This window comes from Vibrio palustris (assembly GCF_024346995.1).
Lineage (GTDB): Bacteria > Pseudomonadota > Gammaproteobacteria > Enterobacterales > Vibrionaceae > Vibrio > Vibrio palustris.
The window spans coordinates 386,342-405,883 of record NZ_AP024887.1; the positions used below are offsets into that span (position 1 = coordinate 386,342).

19 protein-coding genes are annotated in these 19,542 nt (G+C 43.8%); 10 read left to right on the plus strand and 9 right to left on the minus strand.

The genetic code is table 11. The features are described 5' to 3' along the window. The gene (locus OCU30_RS01875) at window positions 1-711 is read right to left on the minus strand and encodes a YggS family pyridoxal phosphate-dependent enzyme (RefSeq protein WP_077315336.1); all 711 of its coding nucleotides are present in this window, start codon (window positions 709-711) and stop codon (window positions 1-3) included. A gap of 26 nt (window positions 712-737) precedes the next feature. Between OCU30_RS01875 and OCU30_RS01880 the strand changes: the two genes are divergently transcribed. Further along, window positions 738-1,778: a type IV pilus twitching motility protein PilT gene (locus tag OCU30_RS01880; protein WP_077315337.1), complete on the plus strand. Its 1,041-nt coding sequence runs from the start codon at window positions 738-740 to the stop codon at window positions 1,776-1,778. Between the two features lie 11 nt (window positions 1,779-1,789). Beyond that, window positions 1,790-2,896 carry a PilT/PilU family type 4a pilus ATPase gene (locus OCU30_RS01885; protein WP_077315338.1) on the plus strand — a complete coding sequence of 369 codons (1,107 nt, stop codon included), beginning with the start codon at window positions 1,790-1,792 and terminating at the stop codon, window positions 2,894-2,896. Window positions 2,897-2,987: 91 nt separating this feature from the next. Here OCU30_RS01885 and ruvX read toward each other — a convergent pair whose 3' ends face one another. From ruvX to OCU30_RS01920, 7 genes are all read right to left on the minus strand, one after another. Beyond that, window positions 2,988-3,413 carry a Holliday junction resolvase RuvX gene (gene ruvX / locus OCU30_RS01890; RefSeq protein WP_077315339.1) on the minus strand — a complete coding sequence of 142 codons (426 nt, stop codon included), beginning with the start codon at window positions 3,411-3,413 and terminating at the stop codon, window positions 2,988-2,990. A gap of 42 nt (window positions 3,414-3,455) precedes the next feature. After that, a complete protein-coding gene (locus tag OCU30_RS01895) occupies window positions 3,456-4,019 on the minus strand; it encodes a YqgE/AlgH family protein (RefSeq protein ID WP_077315340.1) in 564 nt (187 codons plus the stop codon). Window positions 4,020-4,069: 50 nt separating this feature from the next. Beyond that, the gene (gene gshB / locus OCU30_RS01900; protein WP_077315341.1) at window positions 4,070-5,017 is read right to left on the minus strand and encodes a glutathione synthase; all 948 of its coding nucleotides are present in this window, start codon (window positions 5,015-5,017) and stop codon (window positions 4,070-4,072) included. A 12-nt stretch (window positions 5,018-5,029) separates the two neighbouring features. Further along, window positions 5,030-5,764, minus strand: a complete 735-nt coding sequence (gene rsmE, locus OCU30_RS01905; protein ID WP_077315342.1) for a 16S rRNA (uracil(1498)-N(3))-methyltransferase — start codon at window positions 5,762-5,764, stop codon at window positions 5,030-5,032. Window positions 5,765-5,910: 146 nt separating this feature from the next. After that, window positions 5,911-6,411 (minus strand): SprT family zinc-dependent metalloprotease, encoded by a 501-nt coding sequence (locus tag OCU30_RS01910; RefSeq protein ID WP_077315343.1) that lies wholly within the window; start codon window positions 6,409-6,411, stop codon window positions 5,911-5,913. Window positions 6,412-6,500: 89 nt separating this feature from the next. Beyond that, the gene (gene metK / locus OCU30_RS01915) at window positions 6,501-7,655 is read right to left on the minus strand and encodes a methionine adenosyltransferase (protein ID WP_077315344.1); all 1,155 of its coding nucleotides are present in this window, start codon (window positions 7,653-7,655) and stop codon (window positions 6,501-6,503) included. A gap of 223 nt (window positions 7,656-7,878) precedes the next feature. Then, a complete protein-coding gene (locus OCU30_RS01920) occupies window positions 7,879-8,793 on the minus strand; it encodes a LysR family transcriptional regulator (protein WP_077315345.1) in 915 nt (304 codons plus the stop codon). A 230-nt stretch (window positions 8,794-9,023) separates the two neighbouring features. On the opposite strand from OCU30_RS01920, the gene epd reads away from it, so the two are divergent. The 6 genes from epd (at window position 9,024) to OCU30_RS01950 (ending at window position 14,887) form a co-directional block, all read left to right on the plus strand. Beyond that, a complete protein-coding gene (gene epd, locus OCU30_RS01925; protein WP_077315346.1) occupies window positions 9,024-10,052 on the plus strand; it encodes an erythrose-4-phosphate dehydrogenase in 1,029 nt (342 codons plus the stop codon). A 151-nt stretch (window positions 10,053-10,203) separates the two neighbouring features. After that, window positions 10,204-11,364 carry a phosphoglycerate kinase gene (locus OCU30_RS01930; protein WP_077315347.1) on the plus strand — a complete coding sequence of 387 codons (1,161 nt, stop codon included), beginning with the start codon at window positions 10,204-10,206 and terminating at the stop codon, window positions 11,362-11,364. A 146-nt stretch (window positions 11,365-11,510) separates the two neighbouring features. Next, complete coding sequence (gene fbaA, locus OCU30_RS01935; protein ID WP_077315348.1) at window positions 11,511-12,587, plus strand: class II fructose-bisphosphate aldolase; 1,077 nt, start codon at window positions 11,511-11,513, stop codon at window positions 12,585-12,587. 236 nt (window positions 12,588-12,823) lie between these two features. Beyond that, window positions 12,824-13,684, plus strand: a complete 861-nt coding sequence (mscS, locus tag OCU30_RS01940) for a small-conductance mechanosensitive channel MscS (RefSeq protein WP_077315349.1) — start codon at window positions 12,824-12,826, stop codon at window positions 13,682-13,684. A 138-nt stretch (window positions 13,685-13,822) separates the two neighbouring features. Then, on the plus strand, window positions 13,823-14,530 hold the full coding sequence (locus OCU30_RS01945) for an oxidative stress defense protein (RefSeq protein WP_077315350.1): 708 nt from the start codon (window positions 13,823-13,825) through the stop codon (window positions 14,528-14,530). A 225-nt stretch (window positions 14,531-14,755) separates the two neighbouring features. Further along, window positions 14,756-14,887 carry a hypothetical protein gene (locus tag OCU30_RS01950; RefSeq protein WP_095532942.1) on the plus strand — a complete coding sequence of 44 codons (132 nt, stop codon included), beginning with the start codon at window positions 14,756-14,758 and terminating at the stop codon, window positions 14,885-14,887. Window positions 14,888-14,972: 85 nt separating this feature from the next. Here the strand turns inward: OCU30_RS01950 and pykF are convergent, their stop codons facing one another. After that, complete coding sequence (pykF, locus tag OCU30_RS01955) at window positions 14,973-16,385, minus strand: pyruvate kinase PykF (protein ID WP_077315351.1); 1,413 nt, start codon at window positions 16,383-16,385, stop codon at window positions 14,973-14,975. Window positions 16,386-16,846: 461 nt separating this feature from the next. Between pykF and OCU30_RS01960 the strand changes: the two genes are divergently transcribed. Then, window positions 16,847-17,608: a DeoR/GlpR family DNA-binding transcription regulator gene (locus tag OCU30_RS01960; protein WP_077315352.1), complete on the plus strand. Its 762-nt coding sequence runs from the start codon at window positions 16,847-16,849 to the stop codon at window positions 17,606-17,608. Window positions 17,609-17,690: 82 nt separating this feature from the next. Further along, window positions 17,691-19,523: a glutamine--fructose-6-phosphate transaminase (isomerizing) gene (glmS, locus tag OCU30_RS01965; RefSeq protein WP_077315353.1), complete on the plus strand. Its 1,833-nt coding sequence runs from the start codon at window positions 17,691-17,693 to the stop codon at window positions 19,521-19,523. Window positions 19,524-19,542 lie beyond the last annotated feature (19 nt).

The following is a 19,542-nucleotide window of genomic DNA, read 5'->3' on the forward strand; positions in this document are numbered from 1 at the left end:
TTAAGCGTTTGCTTGAGAGTAATCTCGTTGACCAAAAATAGCGGTACCAATGCGTACCATGGTCGTGCCAGCTTCAATTGCGGCCTCCATATCACCACTCATTCCCATAGAAAGAGTATCGATATGTGGATAACGAGCGGCTAGCTTTTCTTGTTGCTGTGCTAATTGTTTAAATGCCGTTAATTGCGCGGTGTAGTCTGGAACATTTTGTGGAATTGCCATCACTCCTCGTAACGTGAGGTTGGGGAGGGAAGAAATCAATTCCGCGAGTTCGAAAAGCTCGGATTCATCAATGCCAGATTTGGATGACTCGCCACTGATGTTCATTTGAATGAGTACTTGCAGTGGGGGGAAATCTGCCGGGCGTTGATCATTTAAGCGTTGGGCTATTTTGGCACGATCAACGGTGTGCACCCAAGCAAAGTGTTCAGCTATCGGGCGTGTCTTATTCGATTGCAAAGGACCAATAAAGTGCCATTCTAAAGCTAAATCGGGGTAGTGTTGGGAAAAATATTCAACCTTTTCGATCCCTTCTTGCACGTAGTTTTCACCAAACTGGCGCTGGCCTGCTTGTGAGGCCGCAAGAATCGCATCAATGGGTTTGGTTTTACTGACGGCGAGCAGTTGCACCGAGCCTGTCGCGCGTCCAAACTTAGTTTGAGCGCTTTCAATTAATGAAGTGATATGTTCAATGTTGTGTTGAATACTCATAGCCAGACTTTAATTAAGGAAAATAAATGGATATCGCTGAATTACTCGATTTTAGTGTAAAACATAATGCCTCAGATTTGCACCTTTCAGCAGGCGTTCCTCCGATGGTACGTATTGATGGTGATGTGCGAAAGCTAGGTATCCCTGCCTTTTCTCATTCCGAAGTTCATCGTCTGATCTTTGACATCATGAATGACGCTCAGCAACGTGAATACGAAGAAAAACTCGAAGTCGATTTCTCTTTTGAGTTGCCCAGTGTTGGGCGCTTTCGTGTCAATGCGTTCCATCAAGCACGTGGTAGCTCGGCGGTCTTTCGAACTATCCCTACTGAGATTCCTACTCTATCACAGTTGGATGCGCCGGAAATCTTTAATCGTATTAGTCACTATGAAAAAGGATTAGTTCTGGTAACCGGGCCTACGGGGTCTGGTAAGTCCACCACATTAGCCGCGATGGTCAATGAAATTAATCAAACCAAAAATAAACATATTCTTACCATTGAAGATCCGATTGAATTTGTCCATACCAATAATAAATGCCTGATTAATCAAAGAGAAGTACACCGTGATACACACAGTTTCAAAGCGGCATTACGTTCGGCATTGCGTGAAGATCCGGATGTGATTTTAGTCGGTGAACTACGTGACCAAGAAACAATTAGCTTAGCGTTAACGGCCGCAGAAACCGGGCATTTGGTATTTGGCACATTGCATACTAGCTCTGCAGCGAAAACAATTGACCGGATTATTGATGTCTTCTCTGGTGCTGATAAGGGCATGGTACGCTCGATGTTGTCCGAATCGTTACGGGCAGTGATAGCGCAAAATTTGCTTAAAAAGAGTGAAGGTGGCCGGGTCGCGTGCCATGAAATTATGTTGGCCACCCCCGCCATTCGTAACTTGATTCGTGAAGATAAAGTCGCGCAAATGCAATCTGTCATCCAGACAGGTTCAGCACACGGAATGCAAACGTTAGAGCAAAATGCGCGGCAATTATTAGCCAAAGGGATCGTCGATAGTGAGGCTGTCGCTCACATGATTCCCACTGACACCTCGACTCATTTCTAAAGGAAAGCATTATGTTGCTTGAACAATGTTTATCAGAAATGACCGCGCGCAAGTCCTCGGATCTTTACATTACGGTTGGTGCTCCGGTGTTATATCGAGTGGATGGCGAGTTACAAAGCATGGGGGATAAGTTGTCATTAGCAGACGTTAATAACTTTTTAACCGCCATGATGGATAGCGACATGAGTAAAGACTTTGTTCGCACTCACGAGGCTAATTTTGCGTTAGTTCGTGAGGCTGGACGATTTCGGGTCAGTGCTTTTTATCAGCGCGAGTTGCCAGGGGCGGTGGTTCGCCATATTGAAACCCGCATCCCGACTTTTGCAGAGTTACAACTCCCTGAGCGCTTCAAAGAGTTAGTGATGAATAAGCGTGGCTTGGTATTAGTAGTGGGGGCGACTGGCTCTGGTAAGTCTACAACGATGGCGGCAATGACTGGGTATCGTAACCGTCATTCTTCTGGACATATTTTAACGGTAGAAGATCCAATTGAGTTTGTGCATGAACATGATCAATGCATTGTGACTCAGCGTGAAGTTGGATTAGATACGCAGAGCTATGAAATCGCACTAAAAAACTCGTTACGCCAAGCGCCAGATATGATCTTAATTGGTGAGATACGCTCGCAAGAGACCATGGAATACGCGATGAACTTTGCCGAAACTGGGCACTTATGTATGGCAACTTTACACGCCAATAATGCCAACCAGGCGTTAGAGCGTATTCTGCATTTGGTACCGAAAGAGCAAAAAGAACAATTTTTATTTGATCTCTCAATGAACTTACGTGGTGTAGTAGGGCAGCAATTGGTTCGTGATAAAGATGGTAGTGGCAGGCATGGGGTTTTTGAGATATTGCTTAATACGCCACGTATTTCTGATTTGATCCGACGTGGAGAGTTACATGAGCTTAAAGAAACGATGAAACGCTCACGCGAGTCAGGTATGCAAACATTTGATCAAGCGTTATACCAATTAGTGATAGATGGAAAAATAACTGAGCAAGATGCAATGCATCATGCTGATTCCGCGAACGACTTACGTCTCCTTCTTAAAGGTCAGCAAGGCAGTAGTTATAGCGCGAGTTCATTGAGTGATATTAAGATTGATATGGAATAATCAAACTCAAACAGACGAATAAAAAAGGTGCCTATTTGGGCACCTTTTTATTTAGAAAGTATGAGTAAAATAATTGCCTATCTTAGCGAATTTACTCAGACCATAAAGCTTCAAACCAACTCTCTAAAATCACGACCGCTGATTGGCTATCAATATTACCTTTGGTGAGTGCGCGATACCCACCACGTTCAAATAAAGAGGCTTTCGCTTCAGTGGTCGATAAACGCTCATCATGCAATTCCACTGGCAAGCCAAAACGACCGTGTAGACGATTCGCGAATTTTTTTGCTCGTGGCGTAATCGTTTCAAGATCACGACCGGATAAATCCGTTGGCATACCAACGACGAGTAAATCGGGTTGCCATTCTTTAATTTGTTTTTCTATATCATCCCAGTTGGGAATGCCTTCAGTAGCTTTGAAGGCTTTGAGAGGAGAGGCCGTGCCAGTGATTTCTTGACCAATGGCGCTACCGATACTTTTAGTACCGAAATCAAATCCCATAATTGTACGCGACATAATGTGCTCTTGTTATCTATGCAATATCGATTGAAAAGACACTTAAGCGTGCCCGCTCTCACCTGAAAGGTGTGCTGGGCTAATGCCCAAAGTCGCGACGGCTTTCTGCCATTTTTCACTAATCGGCGTATTAAAGATTAAATCGGCATCCGCTTCAATGGTTAACCAGGCATTTTCTGCTAACTCATTTTCCAATTGTCCAGCAGACCAACTGGAATAGCCCAGCGCGACGAGATAGTCTTTGGGCTCTGCACTGGTACCAAGGACGGCTAAAATGTCTTTCGATGTGGTGATGGTAATGTCAGACGACATATTGACGCTTGAAGTATAGTGATCGCCTGGTCGATGTAAGATAAAGCCTCTATCTTCGGCTACCGGCCCGCCACTGATCACTTGCTTTGCTAAACTATCGGGTTGCGATTGAGGGTAAGCAGGCTCGACATCCACCTGTTTTAACATTCCCTCTATCGTGACGTCGATGGGCGTATTGATGATTAACCCCATTGCACCTTCTTCATTATGTTCACAGAGGTAAATCACACTGTTTTGAAAGTTAGGATCCTGCATGTTGGGCATAGCAATAAGAAAATGATTGCTTAAATTCATGATTGTATCCTCTAGCAATGGGGGAGGAACCTCCCCCTAAATTAAGGTACTTAGGCTTGGATATAGCGTTCAATCGCATCCATCAATTTACCTGTGATGGAAATATCAAAGGCGCCTTCAATTTCACGGACACACGTTGGACTGGTTACGTTAATTTCAGTCAATTTATCGCCAATGACATCGAGCCCAACAAAAATCAGTCCTTTTTCTTTCAAAATAGGCGCAACCGTTTCGGCAATACGACGATCGGTTTCACTGATAGGACGCGCTTCGCCACGGCCACCGGCGGCTAAGTTACCACGCGTTTCCCCTTTGGCTGGAATACGCGCTAAACAGTAGGGCATTGGCTCGCCATCGACCACTAAAATGCGTTTATCACCATTACTGATATCTGGTACGAAGCTTTGTGCCATACAGAACATATTGCCCTGTTCGGTCAGCGTTTCGATGATGACAGCAATGTTGGGATCGCCTTCCTTCACACGGAAAATAGAAGAGCCGCCCATGCCATCAAGAGGTTTTAAAATGATATCACCATGTCTTTCACGGAACTCACGAATCTTTTCTGCTTTGCGTGTCACTATGGTGTTCGGGGTCAGTTCAGGGAACCAAGCGGTAAACAATTTTTCATTACAGTCACGTAGGCTCTGTGGCTTATTGACGATCAATGTGCCTTCTTCTTCAGCGCGCTCAAGAATATAAGTGGCGTAGATGTACTCAGTGTCAAACGGAGGATCTTTGCGCATTAATACCGCATCAAGTTCAGACAGACGTATCGTTTGCTCTGAGGTGAATTCATACCAGCTAGCCGGGTCTTGTTTTACGGTAACGGTTTTTGTATCTGCGAATGCGATACCTTGATCTAAGTGTAGATCATTCATTTCCATGTAGTGAATTTCATAACCACGGCTTTGCGCTTCAAGCATCATGGCAAAGCTGGTGTCTTTTTTGATATTAATGGATGAAATTGGATCCATTACAATGCCGAGTTTGATCATTCTTTTTCTCCGTTACCCCAAGTCACCAAAGCGGACTTGTAGGGCTGTGATAGCTGTTAGGGCGGCGGTCTCTGTGCGTAACACTCGGGGGCCTAACAAGGTTTCTTCAAATTGGTATTGGTGAGTCATCGCGATTTCTTGTGCAGATAAACCACCTTCAGGGCCGATAAGCAAACGTACTTTATTGGTCTTTAGCGCCGGTAACGTATTAATCGAGTATTGGGCTCGCGGGTGTAAGTTAAGCTTGAGTGCTTCACTGTTTTCCGCGCACCACTGCTCTAGTGACATAATAGGGCGTATTTCAGGTACGCAGTTGCGTCCACTTTGCTCACAGGCACCAATCGCAATCTTTTGCCATTGTTGTAGCTTTTTCTCAAATCGTTTGGCATCCAGTTTCACGCCACAACGTTCAGAGATCAATGGGGTAATCACATTAACACCCAATTCGACGGATTTTTGAATGGTAAATTCCATCTTATCCCCGCGTGACACAACTTGGCCTAAGTGCAAATCAAGTGGAGACTCACAACTAGATTCAATGCGTTCTGTCACTTTTACGCGCACATGCTTTTTGGTGGTTTCGGTAATGATTGCTGGAAATTCAGCTCCGCTGCCATCAAATAACACCAGCTCTTGGCCTGGCTGCATACGCAACACACGTCCAATATGTCCAGCCGCATCGTCACCTAGGGAAACTTCCCCTAATTGGTCAATGGTTTCTGGATGATAAATACGGGGAATTCGCATGAATGAGTTCTCGATAAGTGATTATTTAGCTAGCGACTAACATGGATGCGTTGACCCTAAAAAACAAGGGGCAGCAGGCTTTAGCCACGGTTTTTACGTATATCACTCGATAAATAATCGGTGATAAATATTCATCATAGCGCTCATCAGGTCAGTTGAATACCTGAAAAGCTGAGTGTGGCATGACAACGTTGGCAACGATAGTCTGCTTGACCACGTTGAACTTTATTATGGCGTCGTACCGTTAATGAGTGGGTTTGACAGGCGCAGCGATACTCAAAGGTTTTACCTTGTACCGATTGGATAGAAAATTGATGAGTGGTGTCTGGCGCTAACCCAAAGACTTGACTCATCACGGCTTGCCACTCTTTACCATGAGGTTTGACTCGTCCAAACAATTGATACGTGACTAAGTGTGCCATTTCATGCGGAATGACTTGGTCGATAAACGCCTGCTGGTTTTCAACAAACAGGGTTGGGTTGAGGCGAATTTCATTCAAGTGCATGTAGGCTTTTCCCGCTGCTTTACCGCGCAACCGAAAGCTTAAGCTCGGTAAGGGAAGCTTTTTGGAAAAATATTGATTTACTTGCTGGTGGCAGTGAGAAATGGCCTCTTCAGCACGCTGAATCAACTCTGTGGTAAGCATGTGTCGTCCATCAATTGAGCCATTGAAAATAAAAAAGGCTCTGAATAATTCAGAGCCTCAATCTTTTCGTCTTCAGTATCCAGTATCGGTTACTTTAGACCAGAAAATTCGCGTAGCATCGCGGCTTTGTCGGTGGCTTCCCAAGGGAATTCTTCACGACCAAAGTGTCCGTATGCTGCGGTTTTCTTGTAGATTGGTTGCAGAAGATTCAACATCTCTTGTAGCCCGTATGGACGAAGATCGAAGTTTTCACGTACCGCGCGGATAATCACTTCGATATCCACTTTTTCCGTACCGAATGTTTCAACCATAATCGACGTTGGTTCAGCGACACCAATAGCGTAAGACAATTGAATCTCACAACGATCAGCAAGACCTGCCGCAACAATGTTCTTTGCCACGTAACGAGCCGCATAAGCTGCACTACGGTCCACTTTTGATGGATCTTTACCAGAGAATGCACCACCACCGTGACGAGCTGCGCCGCCGTAAGTATCTACGATGATTTTACGGCCTGTTAAACCACAGTCACCCATTGGGCCACCGATAACAAAACGACCGGTTGGGTTAATAAAGAACTTAGTGTCTTTCGTTAACCATTCTGTTGGTAACACAGGTTTGATGATTTCTTCCATCACCCCTTCACGTAGATCAGCCGTGCTGATGGTGTCTGCGTGTTGTGTTGATAATACAACTGCGTCAATGCCAACAATCTTGTTGTTATCGTATTGGAAGGTAACCTGAGATTTTGCATCAGGACGCAACCAAGGTAGCGTGCCATTTTTACGTACTTCACTTTGACGCTGCATTAAACGGTGAGAGTAGGTAATTGGTGCTGGCATTAACACTTCGGTTTCGTTAGTGGCATAACCAAACATGATACCTTGGTCACCCGCGCCTTGATCTTTAGGGTCCGCTTTATCAACCCCTTGATTAATATCAGGTGATTGCTTACCGATAGTGTTTAAAATCGCACACGAGTTGGCATCAAAGCCCATATCGGAGTCGATGTAGCCAATTTCACGGACGGTATCACGAGTCAACTGCTCGATATCAACCCAGGCGGAAGTCGTGACTTCACCGCCGACCATTACCATGCCGGTTTTTACGTAAGTTTCACACGCAACACGAGCTTTCGGGTCTTGTGCCAAAATAGCGTCCAACACTGCGTCAGAAATTTGATCCGCGATTTTATCTGGATGACCTTCTGAGACCGACTCAGAAGTAAACAGGTGCTTAGCCATGATAACTCCAATATTTACTCACTAGAGTAGCATTCAGGATTGGCTACTCTGCACTATCGATTAATATGTAGGTGTTTCTACATCTAGACGTCTATTTTAGTTTTCAATGGTCAAATTACAAGATCTTTTTCTGTATTAACCTTAAGACAGCGCTTTTTATTGCGGTTTACCACAATCAAGAAGGAGAAAGAGCATTGCTGCAATCATAGAGTTAGAACGTGAACTAATTCGCCACCGAATCATGACGCCAGTGATCTGGAAGTTGCGCGCGCATCATATCAATGAATAACCGTAAACGCAGTGGCTGACGCCCTAAAGGATAAAGGTAGTTGATGGGGATAGGATCGGTATGCCAGCCAACTAAACATGGTGTAATTTTCTCTGGATGAGAGCGCATTAAACCTTGAGCAAATGGTGTGGGGAGTAATCCGATGCCACAGCCTTTACTGATGGTATCGGCTTGCATAGGAAGATGATCGCTTTGCAAGCGACTAGCAAAGGAAGGTAGCCGGTAAGTGCCATAATCAGCATGTGTGAGCGTTAATCCCCCTTGATTAAGAGACATAAAATCAATCCAATCATGCTCACTTAATTGGCTAGGATGGGTCACCTCTTGATGACTCATGAAGTAATCAGGAGAAGTATAAAGAGCATAGCGCCAATGACCAATAGTGGTACTGTGGTAGCTATCTACAGCGAATTGCCCAACGCAAATAATGAGATCGGGTGATGGTGTATTATCGTATTGTGTATATTGACTAATAACCCGTAAATGAATGTTGGGATGAGCTTGCAAAAAGGCTTCAATAACTCCTGATATCCAGCCACGCATTAAGTTTTGATCAACGGCTATCGTCAAGGTACCACTGATATGCTGGTCTAATTCTTGTAAGGCTTCTTCGCTTTGTTCTGCAAGCAGTAAGATTCTCTCGGCATAAGATGCATAAATTTCTCCTGCCTTAGTTAAGGTCAAGCGATTGCCATCTCTTGCCAAAAGAGCTTGCCCTAAATCTTCTTCTAATTGCGATAAGCGTCTACTTAAGGTCGATTTTGGTTGATCAAGGTGCTTGGCTGCTGAAGTAAGACTTTTATATTGACATAGCGCATTAAACGCGCGAATGGCAGCTAAGTCATGCATGTTAATGCTCCAATATTCGGGAGGTTCTAAAGCTGAAACTGACGATTACCTATCACAGAGTTGATAAATAAAATACTATATAAGTAAGAATTATTATCATTTATAGCGAGTTAAATGTCTATTGAAAAACCAGTCATATTCGCGGCTAGTGGCATAATTTTATCGGGTGATAACTGGTTTCAAATGGAGTAGTATCCATTAACAGCTTCGAACTATCATGAATTGAAAATATGTTAAGAATTGCCATCAATGGGTTTGGTCGTATTGGCCGAAATGTTGTGAGAGCACTGTATGAAAGTGATAAATACCAACGTATAGAAATCGTTGCAGTCAATGAGTTAGCGAAACCAGAAGCGATGGCGCATTTACTTCAATATGATACGAGTCACGGGCGTTTTTCTAAGAAAGTGTCTTATGATCAAGAGCATTTATATATTCATCATGATAATACGCATGCGGATTCGATTCGCATGTTACATTTATCAGACATCCCATTATTACCTTGGCGTGACTTAAATATTGATTTAGTGTTGGATTGCACAGGGGTATACGGCTCACAAGCTGATGGCCAGCAGCATATAATAGCGGGGGCGAAGAAAGTATTATTTTCACATCCCGGTAGTCAAAATGTGGATAATACAATTATTTATGGTGTGAATGAGGACACCTTGACGCACCAGCAAAAAGTAGTATCAAATGGATCCTGTACGACGAACTGTATAGTTCCGGTAATTAAGATTTTGGATGACCATTTTGGGATTGATTCGGGTACGATAACAACGATACATTCTGCAATGAATGATCAGCCTGTGATTGATGCTTATCATGATGATTTACGTCGGACGCGAGCGGCAGGACAATCGATTATTCCAGTCGATACCAAATTGCATAAAGGAATTGGACGAATTTTTCCGAAATTCGCGGATAAATTTGAAGCCATTTCAGTGCGAGTGCCCACAGTAAATGTTACCGCGATGGATTTAAGTGTGACTGTGAACACTAAAGTGAGTGTTAATGACGTAAATCAAACCATCATACAGGCCTCTCAGTGTACATTACGAGGTATCGTCGATTACACCGAAGAGCCGTTAGTCTCGTGCGACTTTAATCATGATTTCCATAGTGCGATTGTCGATGGAAATCAGACTCGGGTAAGCAACGGACAGCTGATAAAAATGTTAGTCTGGTGTGATAATGAATGGGGCTTTGCGAATCGAATGCTCGATACAGCACTTGCAATGCAAGCAACTGAGTCATAGCCCACATTTAAGAGGAAAATATATTTATTTTTTGGTGTGAAAAAAATATCCTCTATGCCCAAGTGAAACAATGACAATCAAAAGAATACCGTTGCCCGGCTTTAGGCGGGGTGAAACTTTATTTCTTCATAAAAATTTGAGAGGACAAACCATGTCTGTAATCAAGATGACTGACCTGGATCTAGCAGGTAAACGTGTTTTTATTCGTGCTGATCTAAACGTTCCTGTAAAAGAAGGCAAAGTGACGTCTGATGCTCGTATTCTTGCATCGATTCCAACCATCAAACATTGTTTGGAAGCGGGCGCAAAAGTAATGGTGACATCTCACCTAGGCCGCCCAACAGAAGGCGAGTATACAGAAGAGTTCTCTCTACAACCTGTTGTCAACTACTTAAATGATGCACTAGACGCCAATGTTCGCCTAGCTAAAGACTACGTTGAAGGCGTAGAACTAGAAGCGGGTGAGCTTGTGGTTCTAGAGAACGTACGTTTTAACAAAGGTGAAAAGAAAAACGACGAAGAATTGTCTAAAAAATACGCTGCGCTATGTGACGTATTTGTTATGGATGCATTTGGTACGGCTCACCGTGCGCAAGCATCAACTTACGGTGTAGGTGTTCATGCTCCTATCGCGTGTGCAGGTCCGTTACTTGCTAATGAACTTGAAGCGCTAGCAAAAGCAATGGATAACCCAGCTCGTCCAATGGTGGCGATTGTTGGTGGTTCAAAAGTATCAACAAAACTGACTGTACTAGAGTCTCTCTCTAAAGTTGCTGACCAATTAGTTGTTGGCGGTGGTATTGCCAATACGTTCATTGCAGCGGCTGGCCATAACGTGGGCAAATCGCTTTACGAAGCAGATTTGGTCGATACCGCGAAGCGTCTGATGGAAGAGTGTCATATCCCTGTTGCGACAGACGTTGCTTGTGCAAAAGCGTTTGATGAGAATGCAGAAGCTGAAATCAAAAACGTCAAAGATGTTCAAGACGATGACATGATCTTCGATTTGGGCCCTGACTCAACAGCACAATTAGCTGAGATTCTGAAGAACGCGAAAACCATCCTTTGGAATGGTCCTGTTGGCGTATTTGAATTCAAAAACTTTGAAGCAGGGACTAAAGGTATCTCTGATGCGATTGCTCAATCTGAAGGTTTCTCAGTAGCTGGTGGTGGTGACACGCTAGCGGCGATCGACAAGTTTGGTATTAAAGCCGACGTTTCTTACATTTCTACTGGTGGCGGCGCATTCCTTGAATTTGTTGAAGGTAAGCCACTTCCAGCTGTTGAAATGCTAGAAAATCGCGCAAAATAATCCATGGTAAAAGCGAGGACTGCCCCTCGCTTTTACTGCTATTTCGTCCGTTATCTGTTAATATGTTGTGATAGATAGCGTGACATTTAACAAGTTTTTAACTTAACGTTTTTATTCTTAAAACGACAATAAATAGGATCATTTCAATGTCTAAGATCTTCGATTTCGTAAAACCTGGTGTTATCACTGGTGACGACGTACAGAAAGTATTTGAAGTTGCTAAAGAAAACCACTTTGCTCTGCCTGCAGTTAACTGTATTGGTTCTGACTCAGTCAACGCTGTTCTTGAAGCGGCGGCGAAAGCTAAATCACCAGTTATTGTACAGTTCTCTAACGGTGGCGCGGCTTTCTTTGCTGGTAAAGGTCTTAAGCTAGAAGGTCAACAAGCACAAGTGCTTGGTGCTATTGCTGGTGCAAAACACGTACATACTGTTGCCAAAACGTACGGTGTTCCAGTTATTCTGCATACTGACCACGCTGCGAAAAAACTGCTACCTTGGATTGACGGCCTACTTGACGCAGGTGAAGAGCACTTTGCACAAACAGGTAAACCGCTATTCTCTTCTCACATGATCGATCTTTCTGAAGAATCTCTAGAAGAAAACATCGAAATCTGTGCGAAGTACCTAGAGCGCATGGCGAAAATGGACATGACTCTGGAAATCGAATTGGGTTGTACTGGCGGCGAAGAAGACGGCGTTGATAACTCAGATATGGATGATTCAGAGCTATACACTTCTCCTGAAGATGTGGCTTACGCTTACGAAAAACTGAACGCTATCAGCCCTCGTTTCACGATCGCTGCTTCTTTCGGTAACGTACACGGCGTATACAAACCAGGTAACGTTGTACTAACTCCAACTATTTTACGTGATTCTCAAAAACACGTATCTGAGAAGTTCAACCTTCCTGAAAACTCTTTGAACTTTGTATTCCACGGTGGTTCAGGTTCTTCAGAAGCTGAAATTCAAGAGTCTATCGGTTACGGTGTGATCAAAATGAACATCGATACAGATACACAGTGGGCATGTTGGGATGGTATCCGTGAATACGAAGCGGAAAACCACGATTACCTTCAAGGTCAAATCGGTAACCCAACTGGCGTAGATGCACCAAACAAGAAATACTACGATCCACGTCAATGGCTACGTGCCGGTCAATCAGCAATGGTTAAGCGTTTAGAGCAAGCATTCGCTAACTTGAACTCTGTTGACGTACTATAAGTATTAGACGGAAGAACATTCTGTTCTTTTCCAAAGCCCGCTGCTTGCAGCGGGCTTTTTTATTGCGTTATTTTTGTGTTAAAGACTGGTTTCACTCGAGAAATTTGCATAGTCTAGCCTTCTAGTCATCACTATTTATGTAATGAGAGACTCATTACCAATAGGATAAAAAGCGCTCATAACACTGATAATGACTATAAATGAGCCTAATAATTTGAATGAAAGAGGAAATAAGTATGGCGAGTGAAGCGGCTAGTGTGGAGACGAACGTCATTAGCAATATTAGTTATATTACGGATTGGTTTAGTAACAATACCGACTTATTATTTGAATATTCGATGAATATTATTTGGGCCGTATTAATTTTATTCGTTGGTAATATTGCGGTAAAACTGATTGCTAACAGCGTTAGTAAGCTCATGAAGAAGCGTCGTATGGACAAAGCTGTGATCGATTTCGTTCAGGCCATTGTTCGTTACTTATTATTCATCCTCGTGTTAATTGCGGCATTAGGTAAGCTTGGCGTGCAAACCGCGTCTGTCGTCGCCGTTATCGGTGCGGCCGGCTTGGCTGTTGCATTAGCGTTGCAAGGCTCGCTATCTAACTTTGCGGCGGGTGTATTAATCGTCGCTTTTCGTCCATTTAAGTCAGGTGATTATGTTGAAGTTGGTGGTATTGCAGGGTCGGTCAGTTCGATTCAAATATTTCAAACCGTCTTGAATTCGCCAGATAACAAAATGATTGTGGTTCCGAACTCTTCAATTATCGGTGGCCCTATTACCAACTATTCACGCCATAAAACGCGTCGGATTGATTTTGTAATAGGAGTATCTTATAAAGCTGATCTACGTAAAACACAGACAGTATTACGTGAGCTCATGGAAAGTGATGAACGGGTTTTGAAAGATCCTGAAGTAACGGTTGAAGTGCATACACTGGCTGATTCATCCGTCAACTTTGTGGTGCGTCCTTGGGTGAAAACAGAGGAATACTGGCCAGTATACTGGGATATGATGCTAAGAATAAAAGAAACACTTGATGAGAATGGTATTGAAATTCCATTCCCACAAATGGATGTTCACTGGGAGCGTGGATAATTTACCCCTGACGATGATGACGGAGGCCTTGGCCTCCGTTTTTTATGCGCCATGTTGAATCAATTTATTTGATTATGGTCTTAAATGATTAGAGGGCAGTAAATATATTCCTTGAATAGAATGAATTAGGAGCATGGTATGCAGAACAGGATAGGTCGAGTTTTAGTGATGGGGATTGGATTATTTTATTCGCTCGCAAGCTTTGCCGCTGAGTATGATTTCCCAACGATTGTTACCACTGGACGTGCTGAAATTTCAGTAAAACCGGATATGGCAACGATGTCAGTACAAGTCGTCGAAAAAGGCAAAACGGCTCAGGATGTGAAAACGAGCGTCGATAAAGCCGTGACGAATTTTATGACCAAACTGACAAAGCAAGGCATCTCAAAAAAAGATATTGAGAGTAGTAACCTCATCGTTTCTGCTCAATATCAATATGAACAATCTGGCAAAAAACAATTAACAGGATACCAAGGGCGGCGTGAAGTCACGGTAACGGTTAATCGCATCAATCAATTGAACCCACTGTTAGATATGGCGTTACAAGCGGGGATGAATCAGGTCAACCGAATTCAGCTTGGCGTGCATAATAGAGACCATTATGTTGAGCAAGCCAGAGCAGAAGCGATGAAAGATGCGCAGCACAAAGCTCAAGTGTTAGCGACTGGTTTTCATAGCCAATTGGGTCAAGTTTGGCAAATTCGTTATAACAATGCGTCAGTCTCGCCCGTACGCCAGCAGCATGTAATGCTACGCGAAGCCAAAGTATCGGCTAATGACAGTTATGCCGATCAAACGATGACGATCAGTGATAGCGTTGATGTGACATATCGAATGGATCAGTAATGCAGATAGGTATATGGCGACACATTTTGCGATTGGAATTGCATGAAACTCGTCACTACAACTTGCTTGAGATTCTGGAATAATGCAGTAAACTGTGGTTTTTTTGAACACATCTTGCCCGGCGGCACATGGAATCGTAACTAAGAAGAACGGCGCTTCTTAGTAAGTTTGTCAGTTAACTAGGACATATCGCAAACACTCTGGGGTTCGTTAGTGAGGCAGAGTATGTTAAATAGTTATGTTGTACGCTTGGCGGTAATAAGTTTGTTAGTCTTGGCAATTGCGGTAAACCCATTGTATACATTGCCAATGTTGGTGCTGCTCAACACTCATTACCAAGAGTTTTTTGGTCATTAAACTTCTGAACTAAATGCCAGCAAAGAGTAAAAAACATAAAAAAACGGGGCCTATCATAGGCCCCGTTTGCTTTTCTGAATACGTATTATAGTACGTGAACAGAAGCAGTATTGGTTGTACCTGAAGCCACTAGCGCGCCAGAAACCATTACGGCGATATCGCCTTTTTTACCAAGGCCAGATTTCAGGGCCAGCTCTTTACCAAGCACGTAAAAATCATCTGTGCTCGCAATACGATCCACGACCATTGGCGTTACCCCTTTAGATAACACAAGTTGTGCAGCTGTCTTTGTATTGGTGGTAATCGCTAGGATGTGGGCAGTTGGGAAATACTTACGCACAGAACGTGCTGATTTACCGGCTTCTGTTGCCACAACAATGATTGGAGATGCTAACTTCTCAGCCGTATCAACCGCACCTTTACATACCGCTTCAGTGATACGTAGGCGAGGGCTGTCTAGACGAGAACCGAGTTCTGCTTTCAATGCTTGGTCAGTACGCTGAGCAATCTGCGCCATGATAGTCACAGCTTCTACAGGATAGTTACCTTTCGCTGTTTCACCTGATAGCATAACTGCATCAGTACCATCCATGATTGCGTTGGCTACGTCACCCGCTTCAGCACGTGTAGGACGTGGGTTTTTGATCATTGAATCGAGCATCTGTGTCGCAGTGATAACTACTTTACGAGCACGGTTACATTTTTCAATCATCATTTTTTGAGCAAAAATAACTTCTTCTGCTGGAATCTCAACGCCAAGGTCGCCACGAGCTACCATGATACCGTCAGACGCTTCTAAGATTTCGTCAAAGTTATCAACGCCTTCTTGGTTTTCAATTTTAGAGATGATCTGAATGCTATCGCCGCCATGTGCTTTCAGGTGAGCGCGGATATCATGCACGTCAGACGCTTTACGAATGAACGAAGCCGCAACAAAATCGACACCTTGCTCGCAACCAAAGATTAAGTCGTTTTTGTCTTTTTCAGCAAGCGCTGGCAAGCTCACTGCGACACCTGGAAGGTTAACGCCTTTGTTTTCACCTAATGCACCGTTGTTAAGAACTTTACATTTTACTTCGGTGTCTGTTTTGGCAATCACTTCCATTTCTAGTAGGCCGTCATCCACAAGGATAGTATCGCCGACCGTTAAGTCTTGAGCAAAACCTTTGTAAGTGACAGCAACAGTATTTTTATTACCAACAACAGTTTCATCGGTAGTGAATGTGAATTCTTGACCAGAAACAAGATCAACATCATTGCCATTTTCTAGCTTGATAGTGCGGATCTCTGGGCCTTTAGTATCCAATAGGATAGATAGAGCTTGACCTGTGTTTGCAACAACTTGGCGCAAGTTTTTGATACGAGTGCCATGTTCTTCATAGTCGCCATGAGAAAAGTTAAGGCGCATCACGTTCATGCCGGCAGCGGCAAGATCTGTGAGTTTTTCAACACTTTCTGTTTTTGGGCCTATCGTACAAACGATTTTGGTCTTTTTCATGGAAGATTCTCTCCGGTATTCAATCATTAAATTAAGAAACTGCTCAGCGCTAAGAGTGAGCGATTATATATTTTGGTCGCTATATGTAATAGCTGGCCTTGTTATGGCTTTATCTCTGAATGCTATAAAGCGTTTAATGGATAACACCACCACTCTTAGCTGAAAGTCTTTCATCAGGTTTGATCAAATTTGACCAAACTTGTAAGACAAAATTTCAGAAATCACGGTCAATCCCTAGGGTACAGCGGGAAAGTTACAAAAATATCACGGTTCTTTCTGTAATTTATTTTCTTTAGGGCTGGAATTCTATCATTTTCTCTTACCAATAGCACTGCCCAAGAATTGTCTTAGGACAAGGTTTTAACGCGAATTAATAATTTTTTGGATCAAAATAAATGGACACAAATGTTTCGATTAGACTATAATTCCTTTCGTTTTGAAACTTAAGTGCCATAGAAAACATGTCTAAACGAAATACCAAAATCCGTCGACACGCCATTGCCACGCTAGTTAATGAGCAAGGAGAAGTCAGTGTCGATAAATTAGCGACGCAATTTGAAACATCAGAAGTCACTATTCGTAAAGATTTAGCGGCCTTAGAAGAAAATGGATTACTTTTACGTCGTTATGGCGGTGCGGTGGCCTTACCAAAAGACATTGTGAATGAAGAACTCACCAAAAAAGTTTCAGTTCGTAAGTTATCTATCGCAAAAGCGGCTGCAAAGCTGATTCGAGATCATAACAGAATTGTGATCGACAGCGGCAAAACCACTGGAGCCTTGATTGAGCAGCTCAATACCAAGCGTGGTTTGGTCGTGATGACTAATTCGTTACATGTTGCTAACGCGTTGACGGAATTAGAAAACGAACCGACTGTTCTTATGACTGGCGGCACTTGGGATACACGTTCAGAGTCATTTCAAGGCAATGTGGCTGAAATGGTGCTGCGCGCTTACGACTTTGACCAGCTTTTTATCGGCTGCGATGGCATTGATTTAGCACGAGGTACCACGACTTTTAATGAATTGTTGGGGCTGAGTAAAGTCATGGCCGAGGTGTCACGAGAAGTGGTGGTAATGGTTGAATCAGATAAGCTGGGGAGAAAAATCCCTAACTTAGAGCTCAGTTGGGAACAAGTCGATGTGCTCGTGACTGACCGTGATGTACCCAATGAAGTGATTGCCGAAATAGAATCTCATCAAGTGCGAGTGATTCGCGCTTAATCTCATTATTATTCAATATTATATAAAAATAGATAAACCAGTGTGTTTATCTAACAACGTCAAAATTTAGGAGCTTATAAACATGTGTGGAATTGTGGGTGCGGTAGCACAACGAGATGTAGCAGAAATTCTGGTTGAAGGTCTACGCCGTTTAGAATACCGAGGTTATGATTCCTCTGGTGTAGCAGTCATTGATAACGACCACAATATGAAGCGTGTACGTCGTCTAGGCAAAGTACAAGAGTTGGCTGACGCTCTGGAAATAGAGCAAGTACAGGGTGGCACAGGGATTGCCCATACGCGCTGGGCTACTCATGGCGAACCTTCGGAAATCAATGCGCATCCACACGTGTCAGAAGACATTGCGATTGTGCACAATGGTATCATCGAAAACCATCATGTTTTACGTGAGTTACTGCGCGAGCGCGGCTACACGTTTACCTCTCAAACCGATACTGAAGTGATTGCTCACCTTGTTAACTGGGAACGCCGTAGCACTGACACACTGTTGCAAGCGGTGCAAAATACCGTCAAGCAATTAGAAGGTGCCTATGGGGCCGTGGTTGTGGATCGTAATGAACCGGAACGTTTAATCGTTGCTCGTTCAGGCAGCCCAATTGTAATTGGCCTAGGGGTGGGTGAAAACTTCTTGGCTTCTGATCAACTCGCACTCCTTAATGTCACGCGTCGTTTTATTTATCTAGAAGAAGGCGATGTGGCGGAAGTGACGCGCCGTGAAGTGAATGTATTTGCCGATAATGGCGAGCCAGTCATTCGAAGCGTGGTGGAATCGAACGCGGAACATGATGCGGGTGATAAAGGCGAATTTCGCCACTTCATGCAAAAAGAAGTGTACGAGCAGCCAACTGCGATTAAAAACACCATTGAAGGCCGCGTGACGCATGATTCGGTCATTACCGATAGCATTGGTGTGCATGCCTCTGAAATTCTAGAAAAAGTAGAACACATTCAATTAGTGGCGTGTGGCACATCCTACAATGCGGCGATGGTGTCTCGTTACTGGTTTGAAGCGATTGCCGGCGTGAGTTGTAGTGTGGAAATTGCCTCAGAGTTTCGCTACCGCAAATTTGTCACGCGCCCAAATAGCTTGTTGGTGACGTTATCGCAATCTGGCGAAACCGCCGATACGTTAGCCGCGCTGCGTCTTGCCAAAGAAAAAGGCTACATGTCGGCAATGACCATTTGTAACGTCGCTGGCTCATCGCTAGTGCGTGAATCAGACATTGCCTTCATGACGCGTGCCGGAACTGAGATTGGTGTAGCATCAACCAAAGCGTTTACCACTCAGCTCGCAGCGCTGCTTATGATGGTGGTTGCGGTCGGTAAACAGAAAGGCACGGTTGATCAAGCGAAAGAAAAAGAAATTGTGCAGGCGTTACACGCGCTACCTGAGCAAATTGAAGCGGCTCTAAAAACGGAAAAAGAAATCGAAGCTCTCGCTGAAGATTTTGCCGATAAGCATCACACGTTATTTTTAGGTCGTGGTGAGTTTTACCCTATCGCGGTAGAAGCGTCGCTCAAACTCAAAGAGATTTCTTACATTCACGCAGAAGCGTATGCCGCTGGTGAGCTTAAACATGGCCCTCTGGCATTGATTGATGCCGATATGCCAGTTGTGGTTGTCGCGCCTAACAACGAACTGCTTGAAAAGCTGAAATCGAACATTGAAGAAGTGCGCGCTCGTGGCGGCTTATTGTATGTGTTCGCCGATGAAAACGCAGGGTTTGTCAGTGATGAAACCATGACAGTGATTAAGATGCCGCATGTTAATGAAATCACGGCTCCGATTTTCTTCACCATCCCAATGCAGTTATTGTCTTACTATGTGGCGCTGATTAAAGGCACCGACGTCGACCAGCCTCGTAACCTAGCGAAAGCGGTGACGGTAGAATAAGTAGAGAGAGTCATTTAGT

Excerpts from the sequence above, each read along its gene's own strand:
- OCU30_RS01875 (WP_077315336.1), bottom strand. The coding sequence starts at position 711 with ATGAGTATTCAACACAACATTGAACATATCACTTCATTAATTGAAAGC.
- OCU30_RS01880 (WP_077315337.1), top strand. The coding sequence starts at position 738 with ATGGATATCGCTGAATTACTCGATTTTAGTGTAAAACATAATGCCTCA.
- OCU30_RS01885 (WP_077315338.1), top strand. The coding sequence starts at position 1,790 with ATGTTGCTTGAACAATGTTTATCAGAAATGACCGCGCGCAAGTCCTCG.
- ruvX (WP_077315339.1), bottom strand. The coding sequence starts at position 3,413 with ATGTCGCGTACAATTATGGGATTTGATTTCGGTACTAAAAGTATCGGT.
- OCU30_RS01895 (WP_077315340.1), bottom strand. The coding sequence starts at position 4,019 with ATGAATTTAAGCAATCATTTTCTTATTGCTATGCCCAACATGCAGGAT.
- gshB (WP_077315341.1), bottom strand. The coding sequence starts at position 5,017 with ATGATCAAACTCGGCATTGTAATGGATCCAATTTCATCCATTAATATC.
- rsmE (WP_077315342.1), bottom strand. The coding sequence starts at position 5,764 with ATGCGAATTCCCCGTATTTATCATCCAGAAACCATTGACCAATTAGGG.
- OCU30_RS01910 (WP_077315343.1), bottom strand. The coding sequence starts at position 6,411 with ATGCTTACCACAGAGTTGATTCAGCGTGCTGAAGAGGCCATTTCTCAC.
- metK (WP_077315344.1), bottom strand. The coding sequence starts at position 7,655 with ATGGCTAAGCACCTGTTTACTTCTGAGTCGGTCTCAGAAGGTCATCCA.
- OCU30_RS01920 (WP_077315345.1), bottom strand. The coding sequence starts at position 8,793 with ATGCATGACTTAGCTGCCATTCGCGCGTTTAATGCGCTATGTCAATAT.
- epd (WP_077315346.1), top strand. The coding sequence starts at position 9,024 with ATGTTAAGAATTGCCATCAATGGGTTTGGTCGTATTGGCCGAAATGTT.
- OCU30_RS01930 (WP_077315347.1), top strand. The coding sequence starts at position 10,204 with ATGTCTGTAATCAAGATGACTGACCTGGATCTAGCAGGTAAACGTGTT.
- fbaA (WP_077315348.1), top strand. The coding sequence starts at position 11,511 with ATGTCTAAGATCTTCGATTTCGTAAAACCTGGTGTTATCACTGGTGAC.
- mscS (WP_077315349.1), top strand. The coding sequence starts at position 12,824 with ATGGCGAGTGAAGCGGCTAGTGTGGAGACGAACGTCATTAGCAATATT.
- OCU30_RS01945 (WP_077315350.1), top strand. The coding sequence starts at position 13,823 with ATGCAGAACAGGATAGGTCGAGTTTTAGTGATGGGGATTGGATTATTT.
- OCU30_RS01950 (WP_095532942.1), top strand. The coding sequence starts at position 14,756 with ATGTTAAATAGTTATGTTGTACGCTTGGCGGTAATAAGTTTGTTAGTC.
- pykF (WP_077315351.1), bottom strand. The coding sequence starts at position 16,385 with ATGAAAAAGACCAAAATCGTTTGTACGATAGGCCCAAAAACAGAAAGT.
- OCU30_RS01960 (WP_077315352.1), top strand. The coding sequence starts at position 16,847 with ATGTCTAAACGAAATACCAAAATCCGTCGACACGCCATTGCCACGCTA.
- glmS (WP_077315353.1), top strand. The coding sequence starts at position 17,691 with ATGTGTGGAATTGTGGGTGCGGTAGCACAACGAGATGTAGCAGAAATT.